Source organism: Enterobacter hormaechei ATCC 49162 (genome assembly GCF_001875655.1).
In the GTDB taxonomy this organism is placed as follows: domain Bacteria; phylum Pseudomonadota; class Gammaproteobacteria; order Enterobacterales; family Enterobacteriaceae; genus Enterobacter; species Enterobacter hormaechei.
Window position 1 is genome coordinate 3,005,242 of the sequence record NZ_MKEQ01000001.1, and the last position, 20,009, is coordinate 3,025,250.

Annotated in this window: 19 protein-coding genes; 7 read left to right on the plus strand and 12 right to left on the minus strand. The window is 56.6% G+C overall.

Annotated elements, in window-relative coordinates; genetic code table 11:
• Positions 1-6: 6 nt before the first annotated feature.
• From fdhE to fdnG, 4 genes are read right to left on the minus strand one after another with little or no spacing between them, the layout of a single operon-like run.
• Positions 7-936 (minus strand): formate dehydrogenase accessory protein FdhE, encoded by a 930-nt coding sequence (fdhE, locus tag BH712_RS14970; RefSeq protein WP_006808712.1) that lies wholly within the window; start codon positions 934-936, stop codon positions 7-9.
• The gene (fdoI, locus tag BH712_RS14975) at positions 933-1,568 is read right to left on the minus strand and encodes a formate dehydrogenase cytochrome b556 subunit (RefSeq protein ID WP_006808711.1); all 636 of its coding nucleotides are present in this window, start codon (positions 1,566-1,568) and stop codon (positions 933-935) included. The genes fdhE and fdoI overlap by 4 nt, the downstream gene beginning before the upstream one ends.
• A complete protein-coding gene (gene fdxH / locus BH712_RS14980) occupies positions 1,565-2,467 on the minus strand; it encodes a formate dehydrogenase subunit beta (RefSeq protein ID WP_003861960.1) in 903 nt (300 codons plus the stop codon). Before fdxH ends, fdoI begins: the two co-directional genes overlap by 4 nt.
• A 12-nt stretch (positions 2,468-2,479) precedes the next feature.
• Positions 2,480-5,530 carry a formate dehydrogenase-N subunit alpha gene (gene fdnG / locus BH712_RS14985; protein WP_126546647.1) on the minus strand — a complete coding sequence of 1,017 codons (3,051 nt, stop codon included), beginning with the start codon at positions 5,528-5,530 and terminating at the stop codon, positions 2,480-2,482.
• A gap of 371 nt (positions 5,531-5,901) precedes the next feature.
• Here fdnG and fdhD point away from each other — a divergent pair, with 371 nt between their 5' ends.
• The 6 genes from fdhD to BH712_RS15020 all read left to right on the plus strand — a co-directional run bounded on the left by fdhD (position 5,902) and on the right by BH712_RS15020 (position 12,062).
• Complete coding sequence (gene fdhD, locus BH712_RS14995) at positions 5,902-6,738, plus strand: formate dehydrogenase accessory sulfurtransferase FdhD (protein ID WP_006808709.1); 837 nt, start codon at positions 5,902-5,904, stop codon at positions 6,736-6,738.
• Positions 6,739-6,853: 115 nt separating this feature from the next.
• Entirely contained in the window at positions 6,854-7,066 is a 213-nt protein-coding gene (locus BH712_RS15000) for a YdgH/BhsA/McbA family protein (RefSeq protein WP_006808708.1), read from the plus strand.
• A 487-nt stretch (positions 7,067-7,553) separates the two neighbouring features.
• Positions 7,554-8,258, plus strand: a complete 705-nt coding sequence (locus BH712_RS15005; RefSeq protein ID WP_006808707.1) for a DUF1120 domain-containing protein — start codon at positions 7,554-7,556, stop codon at positions 8,256-8,258.
• A gap of 76 nt (positions 8,259-8,334) precedes the next feature.
• Complete coding sequence (locus BH712_RS15010; RefSeq protein WP_006808706.1) at positions 8,335-9,021, plus strand: fimbria/pilus chaperone family protein; 687 nt, start codon at positions 8,335-8,337, stop codon at positions 9,019-9,021.
• Positions 9,022-9,048: 27 nt separating this feature from the next.
• Positions 9,049-11,472 (plus strand): fimbrial biogenesis usher protein, encoded by a 2,424-nt coding sequence (locus BH712_RS15015; protein WP_006808705.1) that lies wholly within the window; start codon positions 9,049-9,051, stop codon positions 11,470-11,472.
• On the plus strand, positions 11,463-12,062 hold the full coding sequence (locus BH712_RS15020; RefSeq protein WP_006808704.1) for a DUF1120 domain-containing protein: 600 nt from the start codon (positions 11,463-11,465) through the stop codon (positions 12,060-12,062). The genes BH712_RS15015 and BH712_RS15020 overlap by 10 nt, the downstream gene beginning before the upstream one ends.
• Positions 12,063-12,104: 42 nt before the next feature.
• On the opposite strand, the gene BH712_RS15025 is transcribed toward BH712_RS15020, so the two are convergent.
• Positions 12,105-12,428 carry an AzlD domain-containing protein gene (locus tag BH712_RS15025; protein ID WP_006808703.1) on the minus strand — a complete coding sequence of 108 codons (324 nt, stop codon included), beginning with the start codon at positions 12,426-12,428 and terminating at the stop codon, positions 12,105-12,107.
• Positions 12,428-13,087, minus strand: a complete 660-nt coding sequence (locus BH712_RS15030) for an AzlC family ABC transporter permease (RefSeq protein WP_006808702.1) — start codon at positions 13,085-13,087, stop codon at positions 12,428-12,430. The genes BH712_RS15025 and BH712_RS15030 overlap by 1 nt, the downstream gene beginning before the upstream one ends.
• Positions 13,088-13,190: 103 nt before the next feature.
• Between BH712_RS15030 and BH712_RS15035 the strand changes: the two genes are divergently transcribed.
• Positions 13,191-13,739 carry a helix-turn-helix domain-containing protein gene (locus BH712_RS15035; RefSeq protein ID WP_003861973.1) on the plus strand — a complete coding sequence of 183 codons (549 nt, stop codon included), beginning with the start codon at positions 13,191-13,193 and terminating at the stop codon, positions 13,737-13,739.
• Between the two features lie 43 nt (positions 13,740-13,782).
• On the opposite strand, the gene rhaM is transcribed toward BH712_RS15035, so the two are convergent.
• The 6 genes from rhaM to rhaS form a co-directional block, all read right to left on the minus strand.
• Positions 13,783-14,097, minus strand: coding sequence for an L-rhamnose mutarotase (gene rhaM, locus BH712_RS15040; RefSeq protein ID WP_006808701.1), 315 nt, complete (start codon positions 14,095-14,097; stop codon positions 13,783-13,785).
• Positions 14,094-15,242 (minus strand): lactaldehyde reductase, encoded by a 1,149-nt coding sequence (fucO, locus tag BH712_RS15045; protein WP_006808700.1) that lies wholly within the window; start codon positions 15,240-15,242, stop codon positions 14,094-14,096. Before fucO ends, rhaM begins: the two co-directional genes overlap by 4 nt.
• Positions 15,243-15,377: 135 nt before the next feature.
• Positions 15,378-16,379, minus strand: coding sequence for an ABC transporter permease (locus tag BH712_RS15050; protein WP_006808699.1), 1,002 nt, complete (start codon positions 16,377-16,379; stop codon positions 15,378-15,380).
• Entirely contained in the window at positions 16,376-17,380 is a 1,005-nt protein-coding gene (locus tag BH712_RS15055) for an ABC transporter permease (protein ID WP_000953013.1), read from the minus strand. Before BH712_RS15055 ends, BH712_RS15050 begins: the two co-directional genes overlap by 4 nt.
• A complete protein-coding gene (locus BH712_RS15060; RefSeq protein WP_032673469.1) occupies positions 17,381-18,883 on the minus strand; it encodes a sugar ABC transporter ATP-binding protein in 1,503 nt (500 codons plus the stop codon).
• Between the two features lie 106 nt (positions 18,884-18,989).
• Positions 18,990-19,976 carry a rhamnose ABC transporter substrate-binding protein gene (rhaS, locus tag BH712_RS15065; protein ID WP_006808697.1) on the minus strand — a complete coding sequence of 329 codons (987 nt, stop codon included), beginning with the start codon at positions 19,974-19,976 and terminating at the stop codon, positions 18,990-18,992.
• Positions 19,977-20,009: the final 33 nt, after the last annotated feature.

The window sequence follows — 20,009 nt, forward strand, 5'->3', positions numbered from 1 at the left end:
TGGAGATTACTCCCCTTCACCCGGGAACAGGAACGGGTTGATAGAGCTACGGGCAAAGCCCTCCTGCTCCATCTTCGCGTCCAGAATCAGCGAGGCGAGATCGTCGGCCACGGCTTCGACTTTCGGGTCTTTTTCCTGATACAGAATCTTCAGGTAGGTCCCGCAGTCGCCGCAGCTTTCAGCTTTCACCGCCGCATCTTCATTTTCCAGTGACCAGTAGTTCAGATCGCGGGTCTGCTCGCAGTTGCTGCACTTGATGCGCACCACATGCCACTCGGTTTCACACAGGTTGCAGTGCAGATAGCGCAGCCCCTGCGTGGTGCCAATCTGTACCATGCTGGAGACCGGCATTGAACCACACACCGGGCAGAACTGGCGCGCTTCGCCGTATTCGGCGCGGGCTTTGCCCGGGATCAGGCTCGCCATTTGTGCCCAGTAGAGTGACAGCGCAGCCCAGATGAACGGCGCTTTATCGCTGCTGACCAGCGAGAAGTCAGACGCGAACAGCGCGCTCGCCATCTCTTCCAGCTCCTGATCGGAGGCTTTTTCCAGGTTCTCAATGACCGCCAGCGCCGTGCCGCTCATCTCGGGCTTCAGCTCGGCAATCAGGGAATGCAGCAGCTTATGCCAGTGCTTGTCACGCGGCAGGACGTGAATATCCAGCGGCGGCTTGCCCTGCTCGCTGGCTTCCTTAATGCGTGCGGTCAGGTCCATTTGCAGTGGGTGGTCGTACAGCACCACTTCCTGCGCATGGGCGACCAGCGCGGCAAAACGCAGAAAATCGCCCAGCGGGTTGTTCTCTGCCAGCTCGCGCAGACGCTCTGCGCGGCGGTTGTAGAGGTTCTTGAGTCTGGGGAATAACAACGGCGGAATATACTCCGCCGTACGTTTCTCGCTCGACCCCAGCTCATCTTGCGGGATTATGCGAATACTCATTCAGATGACTTTTCCTGTTTCTGGCGGACTTCACGGTACCAGCGCGGGTGATGTTTCTTCGCCCACGTACTGGTTACCCATCCTTCCACCATCGCGGTAATGGTGCCTTTCACCCAGAGGGCGGCGTAAATATGCACCATGATAACCACAATTAACGCCACTGCGGCAAATGAATGCAGCATCAGCGCAAATCGGATCACCGGGATTGAGAAAGCAGGCGCAAAGTACGGACGCCAGATGATCACGCCGCTCACCAGCAACAGGACCAGGAAGATAATCGCCGCCCAGAATACGCATTTCTGGCCGAAGTTATAACGCCCGGTGTCACCCACTTCCTCGTTGACGACGATCTTACGAATATTCTTCGCCCAAAAGATATCATCCCGATTGATTAGGTTATGGTGCCAGTAGCGGAAAAACATGATGATAAACGAGGCAAACATCACCACACCCACGAACGGGTGAAGGATGCGCGCCAGCTGCGGCGTACCCAGTATCTGCATCAGCCAGTTGAAGGACGGGAAGAAGAATCCCAGCCCGCTTATCGCCGCCAGCATGAAGCAGAAGGCGGTGACCCAGTGGTTGATGCGTTCCGGCGCGGTGTAGCGCACGATGGTGTCACGTTTTCTCATTTGCGCACCTCGTCTTTCTCTTCATGCAGGTTGTCGTCTTCCTCTTCCGCGCGGTTCGGACCAACGCCGACGTAGTGGAAGATGCTCGCTGCGAAGGTGGCAGCAAAACCGACCGCTGCCAGCGGTTTCCAGATGCCTTTCCAGAACTTCACGGTGGCGCTGATTTCCGGGTTCTCCGGCAGGCCGTGATACAGATTCGGCTTGTCGGCGTGGTGCAGCACGTACATCACGTGCGTACCGCCCACCCCGGCTGGATCGTACAGGCCCGCGTTGTCGTAACCACGGGTTTTCAGCTCGCCCACGCGCTCTGCCGCCAGCGTTTTCATATCCTCTTTGGAGCCAAAGTGGATAGCGCCGGTTGGGCAGGTCTTCACGCACGCTGGCTCCTGACCGACATTGACGCGGTCAACGCACAGCGTACATTTGTAGACGCGGTTGTCTTCCGGGTTCATGCGCGGCACGTCGAACGGACAGCCCGCGATGCAGTAGCCGCAGCCAATGCACTGCTCGGACTGGAAGTCGACGATGCCGTTGGCATACTGAATGATAGCCCCTTCTGACGGACACGCCTTCAGACAGCCCGGATCCGCACAGTGCATACAGCCGTCTTTGCGGATAAGCCATTCCAGTTTGTCGTTCTGCTCCACTTCCGAGAAACGCATTACCGTCCAGGACTTGGCGGTCAGGTCCGCCGGGTTGTCGTACACCCCGACGTTGTGACCCACTTCGTCACGGATGTCGTTCCACTCTGAACAGGCCACCTGACAGGCTTTACAGCCGATACAGGTGGTCACGTCGATAAGCTTGGCCACTTCCTGCTGGTGGTCCCGCGCCTGAGGCGCGGGCGTGAAACCGTTAGTCGCGGAACGACGGATAATGTCCTGAGATTGATAAGCCATAAGTCGTCTCCGTTACACCTTTTCCACGTTCACGAGGAAGGCCTTAAACTCCGGCGTCTGCGTGTTCGCATCACCGACGAACGGCGTCAGGGTGTTCGCAATGAACCCTTTCTTCGCCACGCCCTCGTAACCCCAGTGAATCGGAATACCGATGGTATCCACCTGCTGACCGTGAACGTTCAGCGTGCGAATACGCTTGGTCACCACCGCCTTGGCTTTAATGTAGCCGCGGTTAGAGGAGACCTTCACGGTATCACCATGGGCAATGCCGAGTTTGTTCGCCAGCTTCTCGCCGATCTCCACAAACTGTTCCGGCTGCGCGATGGCGTTAAGCAGCGCGTGCTTGGTCCAGTAGTGGAAGTGCTCGGTCAGACGGTAAGTGGTGCCGACATACGGGAACTTGTCCTTTTTACCCAGCGCGTCAAAATCGCTCTTGAAGATACGGGCTGCCGGGTTAGAGACCACGTTCGGGTGCAGCGGGTTAGTGCCCAGCGGCGTCTCAAACGGCTCATAGTGTTCCGGGAACGGTCCTTCCGCCATCTTATCGATAGCAAACAGACGCCCCATCCCTTCAGGCTGCATGATAAACGGCCCGACGTCGCTGCCTGGTGCGGCAGTGCTGTAGTCCGGAATATCCACGCCGCCCCATTTCGCGCCGTCCCACTTCAGAAGCTGACGCTTCGGATCCCACGGGTTGCCCTGCGGGTCAGCGGATGCGCGGTTATAGAGGATGCGGCGGTTGAGCGGCCATGCCCATGCCCAGCCCAGCGTATTGCCGAGGCCCGACGGATCGGCGTTGTCGCGGTTGGCCATCTGGTTGCCTTTCGGCGTCCAGCTACCGGCAAAGATCCAGCAGCCGCTGGAGGTTGTACCGTCATCACGCAGGTGCGCGAAGGTGCTGAGCTGATCGCCTTTCTTCGCCAGCACGGTACCGGTCGCCGGGTCGATAACGTCCGCCAGTGCCTTACCGTTGCTCTCCATCGCCACTTCTTCCGGCGACGGATTCTCTGGCGTCGAGTAGTTCCAGGTCATGTTCAGTACAGGCTCAGGCGTTGCACCGCCTTCAGCCGCGTACATTTTACGCAGGCGTAAGAAGATACCGGCCAGGATCTCGCCGTCGTTCATGGCGATGCCCGGGGCATCCGCGCCTTTCCAGTGCCACTGCAACCAGCGGCCGGAGTTGACGATAGACCCGTTCTCTTCCGCGAAGCAGGTAGACGGCAGACGGAACACTTCGGTCTGAATCTTCGATGGGTCGACATCATTCGACTCACCGTGGTTCTGCCAGAACGTGGACGTTTCGGTATTGAGCGGGTCAATCGTGACCAGGAACTTCAGCTTCGACAGAGACTCGACAACCTTGTTCTTGTTCGGGAACGACGCTACCGGGTTAAAGCCCTGGCAGATATAGCCGTTAACCTGGCCCTGGTGCATCATTTCGAAGTACTGGAGTACGTCGTAACCTTTGTCCCACTTCGGCAGCCAGTCAAAGCCCCAGCTGTTATCAGCGGTCGCTTTGTCGCCGTAGAAGGCTTTCATCAGCGAGACGAAGAACTTCGGATAATTGCCCCAGTAGTTGACCTGGCCTTCGAGCAGCGGTTTTGGCGTGCTGGCCGTGAGGTAGGTTTGCAGGTCGGTCTGTTTCTCGTTTGGCAGGTTCATGTAACCCGTCAGGCTTTGCGACAGCAGACCAAGGTCGGTCAGACCCTGAATGTTAGAGTGGCCACGCAGGGCGTTCACGCCGCCGCCTGCCATCCCCATGTTGCCGAGGAGCAGCTGAACCATTGCCATGGTACGGATGTTCTGCGCGCCGATGGAGTGCTGCGTCCAGCCGAGGGCATACAGGAACGACGCGGTTTTGTCCTTCGCGCTGGTCTCCGCGATCAGCTCGCACACCTTCAGGAAGTCTGCCTTCGGCGTCCCACAGATGTTTTCCACAACGTCCGGCGTATAGCGGGATACGTGCTCTTTCAGCAGGTTCCACACGCAGCGCGGGTGTTGCAGGGTGGTGTCGCGCTTCGCAAAGCCGTTTTCGTCCAGCTCGTAGTTCCAGCTGGTTTTGTCGTATTTGCGTTTTTCGGCGTCGTAACCGCTGAACAGACCATCGTCGAAGCTGTAGTCCTCACGCACGATCAGGCTGGCGTTGGTATAGGCTTCGGTGTATTCGCGGTTGTATTTTTCGTTAGTCATCAGGTACAGCAATACGCCTGACAGGAAAGTGATGTCAGTACCTGAACGAATAGGGGTGTAGAAATCCGCCACTGACGCCGTACGCGTAAAGCGGGGATCGATCACAATCAGTTTCGCACCGTTGTGGATTTTGGCTTCCATCGCCCAGCGGAACCCGACCGGGTGCGCTTCAGCGGCGTTACCACCCATCACCACGACAAGGTTGGCGTTTTTGATGTCGACCCAGTGGTTGGTCATCGCACCGCGACCAAATGTTGGAGCAAGACTTGCTACCGTTGGTCCGTGTCAGACACGCGCCTGGTTGTCGACCGCGAGCATACCGAGTGCGCGCGTAAATTTCTGGGTTAAATAGCCGGTTTCGTTACTGGACGCAGACGCACACAGCATGCCGGTGGAGAGCCAGCGGTTGACGGTGGTGCCTTCGGCATTCTTCGCGATAAAGTTGGCATCGCGGTCTTCTTTCATCAGCTTAGCGATGCGATCAAACGCCTCTTCCCAGCTGATTTGCTGCCATTTGTCAGAGCCTGGAGCGCGATACTCAGGAAACTTCAGGCGGCTTTCGGAGTGGATAAAATCTACCAGACCGGCCCCTTTCGGACACAGCGCACCACGGTTGACCGGATGATCCGGATCGCCTTCAATGTGGAAAATGGATGCTTTGGCGTTTTTCGCACCGTCGCCGAGGCTATACATTAACAGCCCACAGCCGACGGAGCAGTACGTACAGGTGTTACGGGTTTCGCGGGTGCGCAGCAGTTTATACTGCCGTGTTTCCGCCAGCGCTACACCGGGCGCAAAGCCCAGTGCCGCCGCCGTGGTGCCTGCCATACCGCCAGCGCAGATCTTAAAGAACTGCCTTCTGCTGACCTGCATGGGTCACTCCTTGGTTCATTACGACATTGCTATGTAGTTTTACTTTGCGGTTGAGAATTAACCGCAAAGGAGAAAAATTTGCGTTAATCCCTCATTTCTCCGAGGGATAAGCCCAGAATACCACAATGTCGGTACGCCTGTTCCAACGGCGTTAAAACAAAGTGAACGTATTATCACGGCATTGATTATAAAATGTGATACTAATCACATTTTTCCCTGCGCATGTTAAAGAGGTGTAGCAGGCGACCGGTTGCACCCCTCCGTATTGAGTAGGAGAATGGTCGCTGAAAAATTGATCCATACTATGCGTAAGGTCTGCCGTTTGTGTTGCAATAGCAGGCTCACTTCCGTGGTTGTTCAGGAATACCGTCGTGTCTAAACAAAACCGTGCTACCCACATGTCGCCACTGCCTGCGGGCATTGTGGAACTGTCGGTACACAGACCGCCTCACATTTCACATGCCACGCCAGATTTTCTGGCGCAAGAAGTTCCCGTTGCCCTGGTATACAACGGGATTTCGCATGTGGTGATGATGGCCTCACCAAAAGATCTTGAGCTGTTCGCCATGGGTTTTTCCCTCTCGGAAGGCATCATTGCGCATCCGCAGGAGATCTACGGCATGGACGTGGTTCAGGCCTGCAATGGTCTTGAAGTTCAAATTGAACTTTCGAGTCGTCGCTTTATGGGGCTGAAAGAGCGCCGCCGGGCGCTGGCCGGACGTACCGGCTGCGGCGTGTGCGGCGTTGAACAGCTTAACGATATCGGCAAACCGATTATCCCGCTGCCATTCACCCAGACCTTTAACCTGGCGCATCTTGACCGGGCGCTTGAGCACCTGAACGACGTGCAACCCATCGGCCAGCTCAGCGGCTGCACGCACGCGGCGGCGTGGGTGTCGCCGTCAGGGGATATTGCCGGAGGGCATGAGGACGTGGGCCGCCACGTCGCGCTGGACAAGCTGTTAGGCCGCCGCGCTCGGGAAAGCAACGTCTGGCAGCAGGGCGCGGCGTTAGTCTCCAGCCGCGCCAGCTATGAGATGGTGCAAAAGTCCGCGATGTGCGGTGTGGAGATCTTGTTTGCGGTGTCAGCGGCAACCACGCTGGCGGTGGAGGTGGCGGAGCGCTGCAACCTGACGCTGGTGGGGTTCTGCAAGCCGGGAAGGGCAACAATTTATACCCATCCACAGCGGTTATTGGTTGATCAGTAATTTTGAATGATTATGGCAAATCCTTCCGCTATCAGTTGGCCGGGATGAGGACTAATATTTATCTCATCAAGGCACGGTGCCTTACCAAAACAACTTAACGAAAGGGTTAAAACACATGAATAGCATCAAAACTTTTGTCGCTGTAATCGCTCTGGCTACGTCTTTCGGTTCTTTCGCTGCGCAGACAGTGACCGCATCCTCCTCTACGCTGGATGGTGCTGAAGCTAAAATTGCCGCACAGGCTCAGGAAGCGGGCGCGTCATCCTACAAAATTACCCAGGCATTCACCGGTAACCGCGTACACATGACCGCTGAACTGAACAAATAAGTCAATTAGCCACTGTCCCCTGCTCTTCGGAGCAGGGACAGGTTGTACTTTTTTTCCCCTGTATTTACCCCTCCTTCCTGTTTCAATCGTCTGATATTTCAACCCATAAGAAGATAGCCGTATCCTTCGGATATTACTTATTGTCTGAATAATAGATTCCTTATATCGTTTTCTTGATATACCGTCCCTGAAAAATATTTTGTTACATACATGATGCAAATGAATGGTCTTACCAGTTTGCTATTTACATTATAGCGGTGAATGGTTATATCGGTTTTAAGCCTGTGCTTCGCGGTTACATATAGAAATAAATAATAATCCAGTCCTGACAATAAGGAAATCCTCGGGCGTTAATCCTAAAGAGATTTTGAGTCATTGATCGCGCTTATTCGTGATGGTATTTTCGGCAACAATATTAAATCACCAACCCTAAAACCAAATGTTTTTCTTTTGGTTTTTTTGTATTTCACTCAAATAAGGAAATTAAATGAACGCGATATTTAAAAAAGGAGTGCTGGCATCTGTACTGGCAGTAGCGGCTTCTTCTGCAATGGCGGCTTCCAGTATTGATATTCAGGTAACGGGAAAAATTTTACCCTCTTCCTGTACACCGGCATTTATTAGCGGCGGCGGTATTGCTGATTTCGGCACAATAAAAGTCGCTTCCCTGAATTCAACGACGGTCACGTCGCTGCCGGATGTGAAAATTATCCCGATCTCTATTACCTGCGAAGACGCGACCCGTATTGCGGTAACCTTTAACGATGCGCATGCTGACTCTGCGCCAACGGAAGATGTGCCTGCTTGGCCAGACTCAGACTTTGCGACTACCATGGATTATACCGCCGGACTTGGCATGTATAACGGCAAGCCGATTGGCACTTATTCACTCGGTATGCAGTTGACGAAGGGCGCTGTGACAAACGACGCCGGTGATGAGCTGTATCCAACCTACTCGTTTAATAACGGTTCAACTTGGGGTAATAAAGCAGGGAATCGTTATTTACAGCTTAAAACTAACAAAAGCGAAATCTATTCCTTCAGTTCAGAACTGGGTGGCACGCCTGTCCCACAAACCAAGGTTAACTTTAACGTCGGTGTTGTCGCGGCGATTAACCCAACCAACGATTTAAAGATTACGGATGAAGCCAAGCTGGACGGTTTAACCAACGTTGAGTTGGTTTATCTGTAATCGCCCCACACGTTATGAAATACCCGGCACCTCACTCCGGTGAGGTGTCATTTATCAATATTAATGGACTAATATTATGCTGTTTTTAAAAAGAACGCTGATCTGTGCCTGCCTGCTGGCCTCATTCAACAGTATGGCTGCCGGAATGGTGCCGGATACCTCGCTGCGTATTGTCAATGAAGACGAGCAGGGAGGCAGCATGGATGTCAAAAACACCGATGCTGAAGCTCAACTGCTTTACACTAAAATTATTGATCTCCCGGACGACCCAAAACCGGGCCTGATTGCCACGCAGCCGGTTGTGCGCGTAGATGCGGGTAAAACCCAGCGTGTGCGTTTTGTGCTGAAAAACAGCGCTGAGCCGCTGAAGGTGGAACATCTCAAGCGTGTCATTTTTACCGCCATCCCACAGCGCGAAAAAAACAAAGTTAAAGTGGTGTTTAGCCAGAACCTTCCTGTCATTATTCGCCCGGCTGGCCTGGCAGTAAATATCGAACCCTGGAAGGCCCTCACCTGGCAGATAAAAAATGGCAATGTCACGGTTGAAAATAATACGCCTTATGTTGTCCGGATTGAGCAAAAGGTAAAATTAATGGCGTCAGGAACGATTGCCAAACTGGATAAAGCCTATATCCTGCCTGGCGAAAAAATGACAGCCCGCGCGTCAGCCAAAATATCAGCATCCGAAAAACAAATCGAAATCTATCCGGCAACGCGTTATGGCTATAAGGCTGGCACTTATATCGCCGACCTTAAGCAATAAAATCACTTAACGGTACATGGAGTAGTTATGTTAAACGGTTCCTGTAAAAAGGGAATGCTCGTTTTTTGCCTGAGTGCGCTGGCATTTAATATTCGGGCTGAGATTTCCTCTAATGCGAATGAGTCTCTGGAATTGGCACGGGCCATATTTGACCAGGATGCGTTAAAAAATAACGGACTTGATCCGGCCATTGCGGATTACTATGCCCTCGCTCCCCGTTTTACCCCTGGCTACCATAATGTGACTGTGAATCTTAATGGTAAGCAGCGCAATATTATGCCCGTGAAGTTTGATGAAGAAGGAACGCCTTGTATCGATAAAGAGTTTCTGGAAAACGCGGGCCTGATTAAACAGACGAAAAGAGGTACCTGCCCGAAGATTCATCAGTACTGGTCCGGGTCTACGATTCAGACATCGCCGGACAGAGGTGAAATATCGGTTGTCGTTCCGCCGGAAGCGCTGGATCCTGATTATGGCCGCCAGTTCGCAGAGGTGCGCGGCGGACGTGCAGCCATGCTGAATTACTCCATGTTCGGCACCCATAATCGATACGATGATGACAATGCCGATCGTTTCCAGTCCACCTTTGAAATGGGCTTTAACGCCGGAGACTGGATTGTGCGCAGCACGCAGTTCATTAGCGACGGCAGCGATCAGGATTTTGACGTCGAATCTCTCTACACGTATGCCCAACGTACCTTTACCGATTATGGCGTGATGGTGCAGGGCGGCCAGATTAACGTCGCCAACAGCCGCTTCAGTATTCCGGGTATTTACGGGGTGCAGATGATGCCGGATACCGCACTGACTCCCCAGGCGGGGACAGGCGTCGAAGTCAGCGGTATTGCCCGTACTCCGCAGGCCCGCGTGGATATCCGCCAGGGCGGACAGCTTATTTACTCCACGCTGGTTCCCGCCGGGCCGTTCAGCCTGGATGACGTGCCGCTGGCTAACCTCAACACTGACCTGAACGTCACCGTGACCGAGACTGACGGCAGCGAAAACCGGTTTACCGTCTCGGCGAGCACGTTCCGCAGTAACCATGTGGGCCGTGCTCCGGGCTTTGCGCTGGCTGTGGGTCGCGTTGAAGACATGGACTCACGCTTTGAAAATCCGTGGGTGGTGTCTGCCAATAACGGCTGGTCTATCAATAAGCGTGTAAATTTCCTGGCCGGTATGGTGATGGCGGATAACCACTATTATGGCTTCTCCGGCAACCTCGATACCGTACCGATGCAGAACCTGTATGCCTCGCTGGGTTTTCTGGCATCAATAGACAACCAGTCGCAAACCGATGGCAACAAAACGACGCTGGATCTGGGTTACTCCCTGCCGTGGGGCATTGGGCTTTCGCTGGGCGGCAGCTACGGCACCCCGGACTACCGCGAGATGACGGAACTTTACGGCGACGATGATGATATGTCGCAAACCAAATACGACACTAATGTCGGCATCAACTGGTCAAACGCGACGCTAGGCCGCTTCTCGCTAAGCTATTACCGCAATGAGAGCTGGAACAGCGAATACGACAGCCGCCGGTTTATCTCGTCGTGGTCGCAAACCTTTAAATACTTCAACGTGAGCGTGAACTGGGAGTCGGATGTCAGCCGTCACGACAGCAGCGACAACGATCAGTTTTACGTGAATGTGTCGATCCCGCTGGGACGCTCCGGGGTGTCAACCAGCTCCTGGTATCGCGAGAGCGAAGGTCAGGCCTCCTACGGCACGCGGGCGATGGGCTCGCTCAACGCCGAGAACCAGTACATGGTAGGGGTGGCTCAGGATCATGAAGAGAACACCACCAGCTGGGATAGCTCGCTGAACAGTAATCTGCATTACACCAACCTGGCGCTGGCCGCTGGCGGAGATAACGACAACAACACCAACTTCTCCGCATCGTTAAGCGGCGGGATTGTCGCCCACAGCGACGGTGTGACCTTCTCGCCTTACCGCGTGAGCGATACGTACGCCATTGCCAGACTGGATAAACCGGTGGCTGGCATCGAGATAGCCACCTCGCGCGGCGCGGTATGGACCGATAAATGGGGCCAGGCGGTTGTTCCCGCGCTGTCACCGTTCCGTGAAAGCACAATTGAGATCAATACGGAAAGCCTGCCAGGCAATCTGGACGTAAGAAATGGCCGAACAGCGATCAACGCGTCTCACGGCGCCGTGGCGAAGTGGGAGTTTGCGACGTTAAGCCAGCGTCGCGTGCTGCTCAGTATTCGCCGTGCGGACGGTACGCCGCTGCCGGAAGGTGTCTCGATTGTGGATGCGGCAGGGGAGTATGTGACGAGTGCGCCAGAAGACGGCGTGATCTTCCTGAACGATATCTCCGCTACCCAGCAGCTGTATGCGAAGCTGGATGAAGGGCGTTGCAGGCTAACGTATACCCTGCCAGAGGCGGAACCGAATAAATTCTATGAAGAGGTGACAGGGAAATGTCTCTGAATAACGTTCGTCAATACGCGCTGATGTTTGCGTTGCTCTGTGGCTCAACGGGACTGTCGGGAATGGCACAAGCCGATGACGGCGACTGTGACATGATGTCGGCGGTGAAGAAAGTCGATTACGGGCGCTACCGTAAGGAGGATATGCGGCAGGCCTCTGCTGAACATGTTGGTAAGGTCTATAACGGCTATGCCTCGGTAACGCGCGAGTTTCAGGTGTCGGCCCTGTGTCCGAATGCACGAAAAATGCGCATCTCCATTGACGGTGCTGCCCGACAGAATATGGCGTATCGCTTTACGGATAATGGCGCGATGAAAATCGAATTTAGAGATGGGCGGGTGGACGGTATCCCGGTGCAGCTTGCTGCGGTCGATATTGGTGCGGTAGCCGTTCAGGGTGGCGCTTCCCAGGTGACGCTGAAGCCGGAAAAAGCACTGGCTGCGGTTAGCGGTACGGAAATAGCGGGCGAGCAGTTCACCGCCACCATGATGATCACGACCTATCTTTCCGATAAGGCGTTCAACGTCACTAACACAACGGATTTTGTAGAGACGCTGACGCTTAACGTCGATACGCTTCCTGCACATTAATCCCTTCGATGCCCGGCAGAGCTGTTCTGCCGGGCATTTTTCTTAGTGGATCCCCGCCAGGCGCAACAGCGCCGTCACCACCGCCGCCGCCACGATCACCACAATGAGCGGCATCTTACGCCAGGCCAGAAACACCGCGAACCCCACGCCCAGCACGCGCGCCATCCCGGCAAAATGTTCCCCTTCATAAAAGGTTGTCGCCAGCGCGACGGAGAACAGCAAAACCGTTGCCGCATCTGAAAGCAGCGCCTGCGATCGTTCAGAAAGCGCCAGCCGGTTGCCGAGTTTCGCCCCGCCAAGACGCATCAGATAAGTTCCGGCAGACAAAATGGCGATGCCGAGGATAAAGACCGTCATGTTTTCCATTATTTTTTCCTCGCGGCGAGTCCGAGCAAAGAGAGCAGCACCGGCAGGCCCACCGGGGCAAACGGTACGGCGGCCAGCGACAACATCGCGCCGCTACAGGCGCGGATCAGCGTGGTGCGGTTTTTAAATGCCGGTACCACTAACGCCAGCAGGATCGCCGGAAACACCGCATCCAGCCCGATGGTTTCCGGGTCCGGCAGCAGTTTACCGACCATCGCGCCCAGCACCGCACCCAAAGGCCAGATGATTGCCACGCCCAGGCCGCACAGCCAGTAGGCCGCTTTACGCTGCTCGGCGGTTTTTTGCGACAGGCCGAACACCACGCTTTCATCGTTCATGATATGACAGCCTAAAAAGCTCAGGCCGCGCTTGCCCACCAGTTCACGCACCGTCACGCCGAAGGGCACATGGCGGGCGTTAACCAGTAAACCCGCCGCGGCCGCCGCCAGCGGATTGCCGCCGCTCGCCACGATGCCGATAAACATAAACTCGGACGCGCCTGCCAGCACGGTGAGGGAGAGGACAAACGGCACCCACAGCGGGAAACCGTAGGCCATCGCCAGTGAGCCATAGGACATGCCGACCACGCCCACCGCGAGGCAGACCAGGACGATCGCTTTTATCGTGTCGCCTTTCAGGCAAGAGAGGTGTTTCTTCATACCATTTTAGCCATATCGAACGTATTTCCATTATAATGAACGCATCAAAACCGTTTTACAAGACGAACGATTCGTTCGTTATAGAGAGACAGAGGCCGTTTTTATGACGCAGCCAATCAGCGTGATCGCCAAAAGTCTGGTGCGAGAACGCCTGCGAACCGGACTTTCGCTGGCGGAAATTGCCCGCCGTGCCGGGATCGCCAAATCCACGCTTTCCCAGCTGGAGTCTGGCAACGGCAATCCTAGCCTGGAAACGCTGTGGTCGCTTTGTGTGGCGCTGGATATTCCGTTTGCCCGGTTACTGGAGCCGCAACAACCCGTCACGCAGGTGATCCGCCGCGGTGAGGGCACAAAAGTCGTTGCCGGGCAGGCGAACTACGAGGCGATTTTGCTCGCGGCGTGCCCGCCGGGGGCGCGTCGGGATATCTATCTGCTGCTGACTCAGCCGGGGGCTGACCGTATTTCCCAGCCGCATCCGCCTGGGTCGGTCGAGCATATTATCGTGACCCAGGGGCGGGCGATGGTCGGCCTGATCGACGCGGCGGAAGAACTCGGCCCGGGAGATTACATTTGCTATCCCGCTGACCAGCCGCATATCTTTAAGGCGCTGGAGCCGGATACGCACGCGCTGCTGGTGGCGGAACAAAACTAAAACCAGCCCCTCGCCCTTTCAGGAAAAGGGCGAGGGGTGGACATTACGCTAAATAAAACACCTCTTTAAGCTCCGTACTCACCGGGCTGTTGTCCGGGTTAGACGGCATAACATCACCCATATGCTTCCACCAGCGCTGGCAGACGTCAGTGTTCGCCACCGCGTTCCAGCGCTCTTCCGATTCAATCTCCACCGTCGCAAACAGCAGGTTGCGAGCTTTGTCGAGGTAAATGGCGTAGTGGTGCGCGCCGTGGGCTTTCAGTACCGCTTCCAGTTCAGGCCAGATTGGGTTGTGGCGGCGCGCATACTCCTCGTGCGCGTCCGGGTTTACCTGCATCACAAACGCCTTGCGGATCATAATGCCTCCAGGTACAGCTCGCGGACTTCATCGCGGCTGGCGGTGCGCGGGTTGCATGGCGCACACGGATCGGCGAGCGCTTTATCCAGCCAGCCTTCAATATCGGCTTTGGTGACGCCAAGCTGGCTGAAGCCGGACGGAATGCCGACGCGGGCGCTCAGGTCACGAATCGCCTGAATTGCGGACATGCTGGCCGCTTCATCGCTCATGCCGCGTGTGTCAACGCCCATCGCCTGCGCCACGCGGGCAAAACGCGCGACCGCGTTCGGGCGGTTAAAGTTTTCGATGATCGGCAGCAGGATGGCGTTGCACACGCCGTGCGGCAGGTTGTGCGTTGCGCCCGGCTGGTGCGCCAGGGCGTGTACCAGACCCAGACCGGCGCTGTTAAATGCCATGCCCGCCAGATACTGCCCAAAGGCCATCTGCTCGCGCGCTTCCAGGTTATGACCATCGTCGACCGCTTTTGGCAGCCAGAGGTTGATCAGGCGAATCGCCTCCAGCGCGTTGGCATCGGTCAGCGGGTGCGCGCCGACGGATACATAGGCTTCAATGGCGTGGGTCAAGGCATCCATGCCGGTTGCGGCGGTCACGGAGGCCGGAATATCGAGCATCACGCTGGCATCGTCCACGGCGATATCCGGGATGATGTTCGGGTCGATAATCACCTCTTTCACCTGACGCGCGGAATCGATGATCACCGCGTTGCTGGTCATTTCCGCCGCCGTGCCTGCGGTGGTGTTGATTGCCACCAGCGGCACGCCAGGGTTTTTCACCTTGCCGACGCCAGAGTAATCGGTGGACGGGCCGGGGTTGGCGGTGAGAATTTTAATCGCTTTGGCGGTATCAATCGGGCTGCCACCGCCAAAGGCGATGATGTAATCACACTCCGCGTCCTGATAAGCGGCAAAACCTTTCTGCACCAGCGCTTCCGTCGGGTTCGGGAATACGTCATCGAACAGGTGATACGACATCTGATGGGCATCAAGCGCGGTAAACAGGCTGTCGAGCAGGCCGAGTTTCACCAGCTGGCCGTCGGTGACAATCAGCGCTTTGCCCCACTGCTTGTTTGCTACCAGATTGACCATATCGCCGATCGCGCCCGCGCCGTGCAGGCTGATTTTTGGAAGTGCCAACATAAAACTCATGATAATTCTCCTTAATATGATTTTGAGGTAATCCGTTTCCCCTCACCCTAACCCTCTCCCCGGAGGGGAGAGGGGACTGCCCGGTGCGGTTTTCACCCTCTCCCCTCCGGGGAGAGGGCAGGGGTGAGGGGCAATTTAATTCCGTCTTCGCTGCATCACCCGGCGGGTAATAATTGGCAGTGAAATCACCACGATCAGCATCGCGCCAATAATCACCGACATCACAATGCCGGGCACGTTGAGCAGGCTCAGGCCAAAGGTCACCAGCCCCATCAGGAAGGCGGCGATAATCACGCCCACCATGCTGCCGGACCCGCCGAGAATATTGACGCCGCCGAGCACCGCCATCGTCACCACCGCCAGCTCCCAGCCCATCGCGATGGTCGGGCGGGTACTGCCCAGCCGCGAGGTGAGCAGCACCGACGCCAGGCCAGACATCAGCCCCACCAGCGCGAAGAGGAGCAGGTTGTGGCGCTTCACGTTGATGCCGGAGTACCACGCGCCGGTCGGGTTATTGCCGATGGCGTAGGTGCGGCGGCCAAAGTTGGTGCGGTGCAGCACAAAGGCAAACAGAGCGGCCAGCACGATAAACAGCGCGAACTCGAACGACAGCGCGCCCCAGACGTAGCCCTGGCCGAACCAGGCGAAGCTCTCCGGGTAGCTGTTCAGCGCCTGGTCTCCGAGCAGGATGTAGGTGATCCCGCGGTACAGGCTCATGGTGCCGATGGTGATGACGATGGACGACAGGTTAAAGCGCGTCACCAGAATGCCGTTGAACAGCCCGCACAGTAGCCCGACGCCTAATCCCACGCAGACCAGCAGCGGCGTATCGACGCCCGCCGCCGCGCAAAAGCCCATCACCGTGGAGCTGAGCGCGATGGTGGAGGCTACCGACAGGTCAATTTCCCGGGCGATGATCAGCATCGCCATCGGCAACACGATGATCGCCTTTTCGGTGAAGTTGAACGTCGCGTCGGAGAGGTTCCAGACGTTGAGGAAGTAGGGCGAGGCGAGTGCGTTCACCACGAACACCGCCAGCGTCACCGCCAGCAGGAAACCTTCCCAACACAGCAGGCGCTGGAAGAGGCCCGGCGCAGGGGTAGGTTTGATCGCTTCAGATGTCATCATTTTGCTCATGATTTCACCGCCAGTTTCTGACGTGCCAGCGCCGCGTCGCGCAGGATCAGCCTGCCTTTGCGCTTGCTGCCGCGCTCGTTCAGCAGCACCGCGATGACAATGACCGTGCCGGAAATCGCCATCTGCCAGAACGGGGAGACGCCGATCACCGGCAGGGCGTTGTTGATGACGCCAAGGAACAGCGCCCCGAACAGACAGCCGAGCACGCGCCCGGTGCCGCCCATGGTGCTGATCCCGCCAATCACACAGGCTGCCACCACCTGCAATTCAAAACCGTTAGCGACGTCAACATATGCAACGGCAAAGCGCGATATCCACAGATAGCCGCAGAACCCGGCCAGTAGCCCCGAGAGGCAGAAGCTGATGAACTGCATTTTCCCGGCGTTGATCCCGGTGTAGTAGGCTGCCGTGGCGTTACCGCCAGCGGTGTAGAGCGCGCGTCCGGTGCGGCTGTAGCGCAGGAAGTAGCCCACCAGCAGCAGCGCGGCGATGGCGCACCAGCTCAGCACCGGCAAGCCCAGCACTGACGCACGCGGCAGGCCGAGGAAGTCTGCACCCATCTGATTGGAGTTCACCCAGCCGCCGCCGGAGAGCAAAAAGATCATTCCGCGGTAGATGCTCATGGTGCCGAGCGTCACCACAATCGCCGGAATGCCCAGCTTCCACACCAGCAGGCCGTTAATCGCGCCCATCAGCAGCCCAAGCGCGCTGGCGAGGATCAGCAGCGCCCAGACGGGCACGTCCGGGTAATGGAAGTTAATCAGGGCGACAATCATCCCGGTCAGGGCCAGATTAGCCGCCATCGACAGGTCGATGCCTTTAGTGAGCAGCACCATCATCTGCCCGAGCGCGAGGACGATCAGAATGGCGGTGTCGTTAAACATCTCCACCAGGTTGCCCGGCGCGATAAATGATGGCACGCGGCTGCCAATGGCGACGACCATCAGGACAATCACCGCGCCAAGCAGCGCCTCGCGGTGTTTTAAGAGTGAGCTAAGCATTTATGCCGCCTCCTGTTTTGCACCGCTGGCGGCGCTGACGATGGTTTCCGCCGTCGCGTCTCCCGCCTGGTATTCGGCCACCATCAGCCCCTCGTGCATGACGATAATGCGATCCGCCATGCCCATCACTTCCGGCAGTTCGGACGAGACCATAATCACCGCCAGCCCCTGACTGACCAGCTCGGACATAAACTGATGCACGGCTGCCTTTGAGCCGATATCGATGCCTTTTGTCGGCTCATCGAGGATGATCACGTCAGGGTGCGTCGCCAGCCATTTGCCGATCACGACCTTTTGCTGGTTGCCGCCAGAGAGGGTCTCCACCGCCTGCTTCCAGCTGAAGGCTTTCACTTGCAGGCGTTTGGCGTATTCGTCTGCCAGCTTCCATTCGCGGTCGTCGTGCAGTACGCCGTTCGGATTGAGCCTGCTGAGCTGAGGCAGGCTGATGTTCTGGGCAATCGGCAGGGCGATAATCGCCCCCTGTTTCTGCCTTTCTTCCGGCACGCAGACGATACCGGCCTTGATCGCATCCGCAGGCTGGCGGAAGTGCCGGGGCTGGCCGTTAAGGATGATTTCACCCGACGACGGTTGCGTGATGCCGGAAAGCGCCTGCATCAATTCGGTACGCCCGGCACCCACCAGCCCGTAAAAGCCGAGGATCTCCCCTTTACGCAGGGAGAACGAGATATGCGCAAACTCGGTCGGATGGCAGAGGTTCTTCACCTCCAGCACCGTCTCGCCCTTTTCGCAGTCGATTTTCGGGAAGGTTTGGGTGATGGCGCGCCCGACCATCATCGATACCATCCTCTCCTCGGTGATCTCATTGATTGCCCCTGCACCAACGAACACGCCGTCGCGCAAAATGGTGTAGTGATCGGCCAGCTCAAAAATCTCGTCGAACTTGTGGGAGATAAACAGGATGGCTTTGCCCTCCTGCTTTAAGCGCTCCACAATCTGGTAAAACTCGAGGATTTCATGCTGCGACAGCGCCGCCGTGGGTTCGTCGAGGATCACCACCTGCGCCTCAAACGACAGCGCGCGGGCAATCGCCACCATGTGACGCTGGGCGATGCTCAGGGTTTTCAGCGTTGCGCGCGGGTCAATTTGCACCTCAAGGCGGGTAAGGATCGCCTGCGCCCGGCGGTGCATTTCCGGCCAGTCGAGCTTTTTCAGAAAGCCTTTGTGAAGGTACTGACCAACAAAAATATTTTCGGTGACCGACAGCTCATCGAACAGGACGGTCTCCTGGTGAATGGCGGTAATGCCCATTTTATGCGCCGACTCCGGCGTCGGAAGGTGAACGGGGATCGCCTTGTAGAGGATTTCGCCCTCGTCGGGCTGGTAAATGCCGGTCATCACTTTAACCAGCGTTGATTTGCCCGCGCCGTTTTCGCCGATAAGCGCCGTCACTTTGCCGGGCCATAGCGCAAGCTGCACGTTCTCAAGAGCATGCACGCCGGGGAACACCTTGGTGATGCCAGAAAGCTGTAGCAATGGGGTCATGATAGTTCTCCGTAGATTATACCCCTCACCCTAACCCTCTCCCCGGAGGGGAGAGGGAACCGATCGAGCCCCTTGCCCCTTTGGGGAGAGGGATTGGGGTGAGTTATTAGAAAATCTTCGAGAACTTATCAATATTGCTGGCATCGTAGACGAACGGCTCCGCCATCGCGCCGTTGCCGTCGGCATCCAGCTTCACTTTGCCCAGTTTGCCCATGCTGGCTTCGTCTTTGGTGGCCGTGCCTTTCACCAGATCGTCCGCTAAGTAAGTCGCGGCATAGCCCAGGTCAATCGGGTTCCAGATGGCAAAGCTTTTGCTCGCGCCGGATTTCACCGCGCCCGCCATTTCGGACGGCAGGCCTAACCCGGTAACGTACACTTTGCCAATTTTGCCCTGGTCCTTCACCGCCTGAGCCGCGGCGACAATACCCACGGACGAAGGCGAGACGATCACTTTCAGGTCCGGGTAGGTTTTCAGCAGGCCGACCGCTTCGCGGTAGCTTTTGTCAGAGAGATCATCCCCGTAGGCCACGGTCACCAGATTGACGGACGGGTACTTCGGCAGCACCTTTTTCATCTCCGCGATCCAGGTGTTCTGGTTGGTGGAGGTTGGCGTGGCGCTCAGCACCGCCACGTCGCCCTTCTCCACGTTGAGTGCTTTCAGGGCATCGGCGGCGAGCTTCACGTTGGTTTCGCCTATCAGCGCGTTATTCGACGGGTTCAGGTGGATTTGACGTCCGGCTTTCGCCACCCCGGAATCCCACGACACAACCTTGATGCCGCGCTGCATCGCTTTTTTCAGCACCGGCACAACGGCGTCCGGATCGTTCGCGGAAATGGCGATCGCGTCCACGCCCTGGGCGATCAACCCGTTCAACACCTCGATCTGTGCTTCCGCCGTGGTGGTGGTCGGGCCGGTATAAATCACTTTTACATCGCCTAACTCTTTGGCCGCCTCCTGCGCGCCGACGTTCGCTGCCTCGAAGAATCCATTCCCTAAGGACTTCGCCACCAGGGCGATTTTCACTTCTGCTAAAGCGGAACCGGACAACGCCAGAGCGGCAACGGTGAGGATCAAGCTTGCTTTTATTTTCATTGCTTTTACTCCACTGACTTGAGTTAGTTGTAG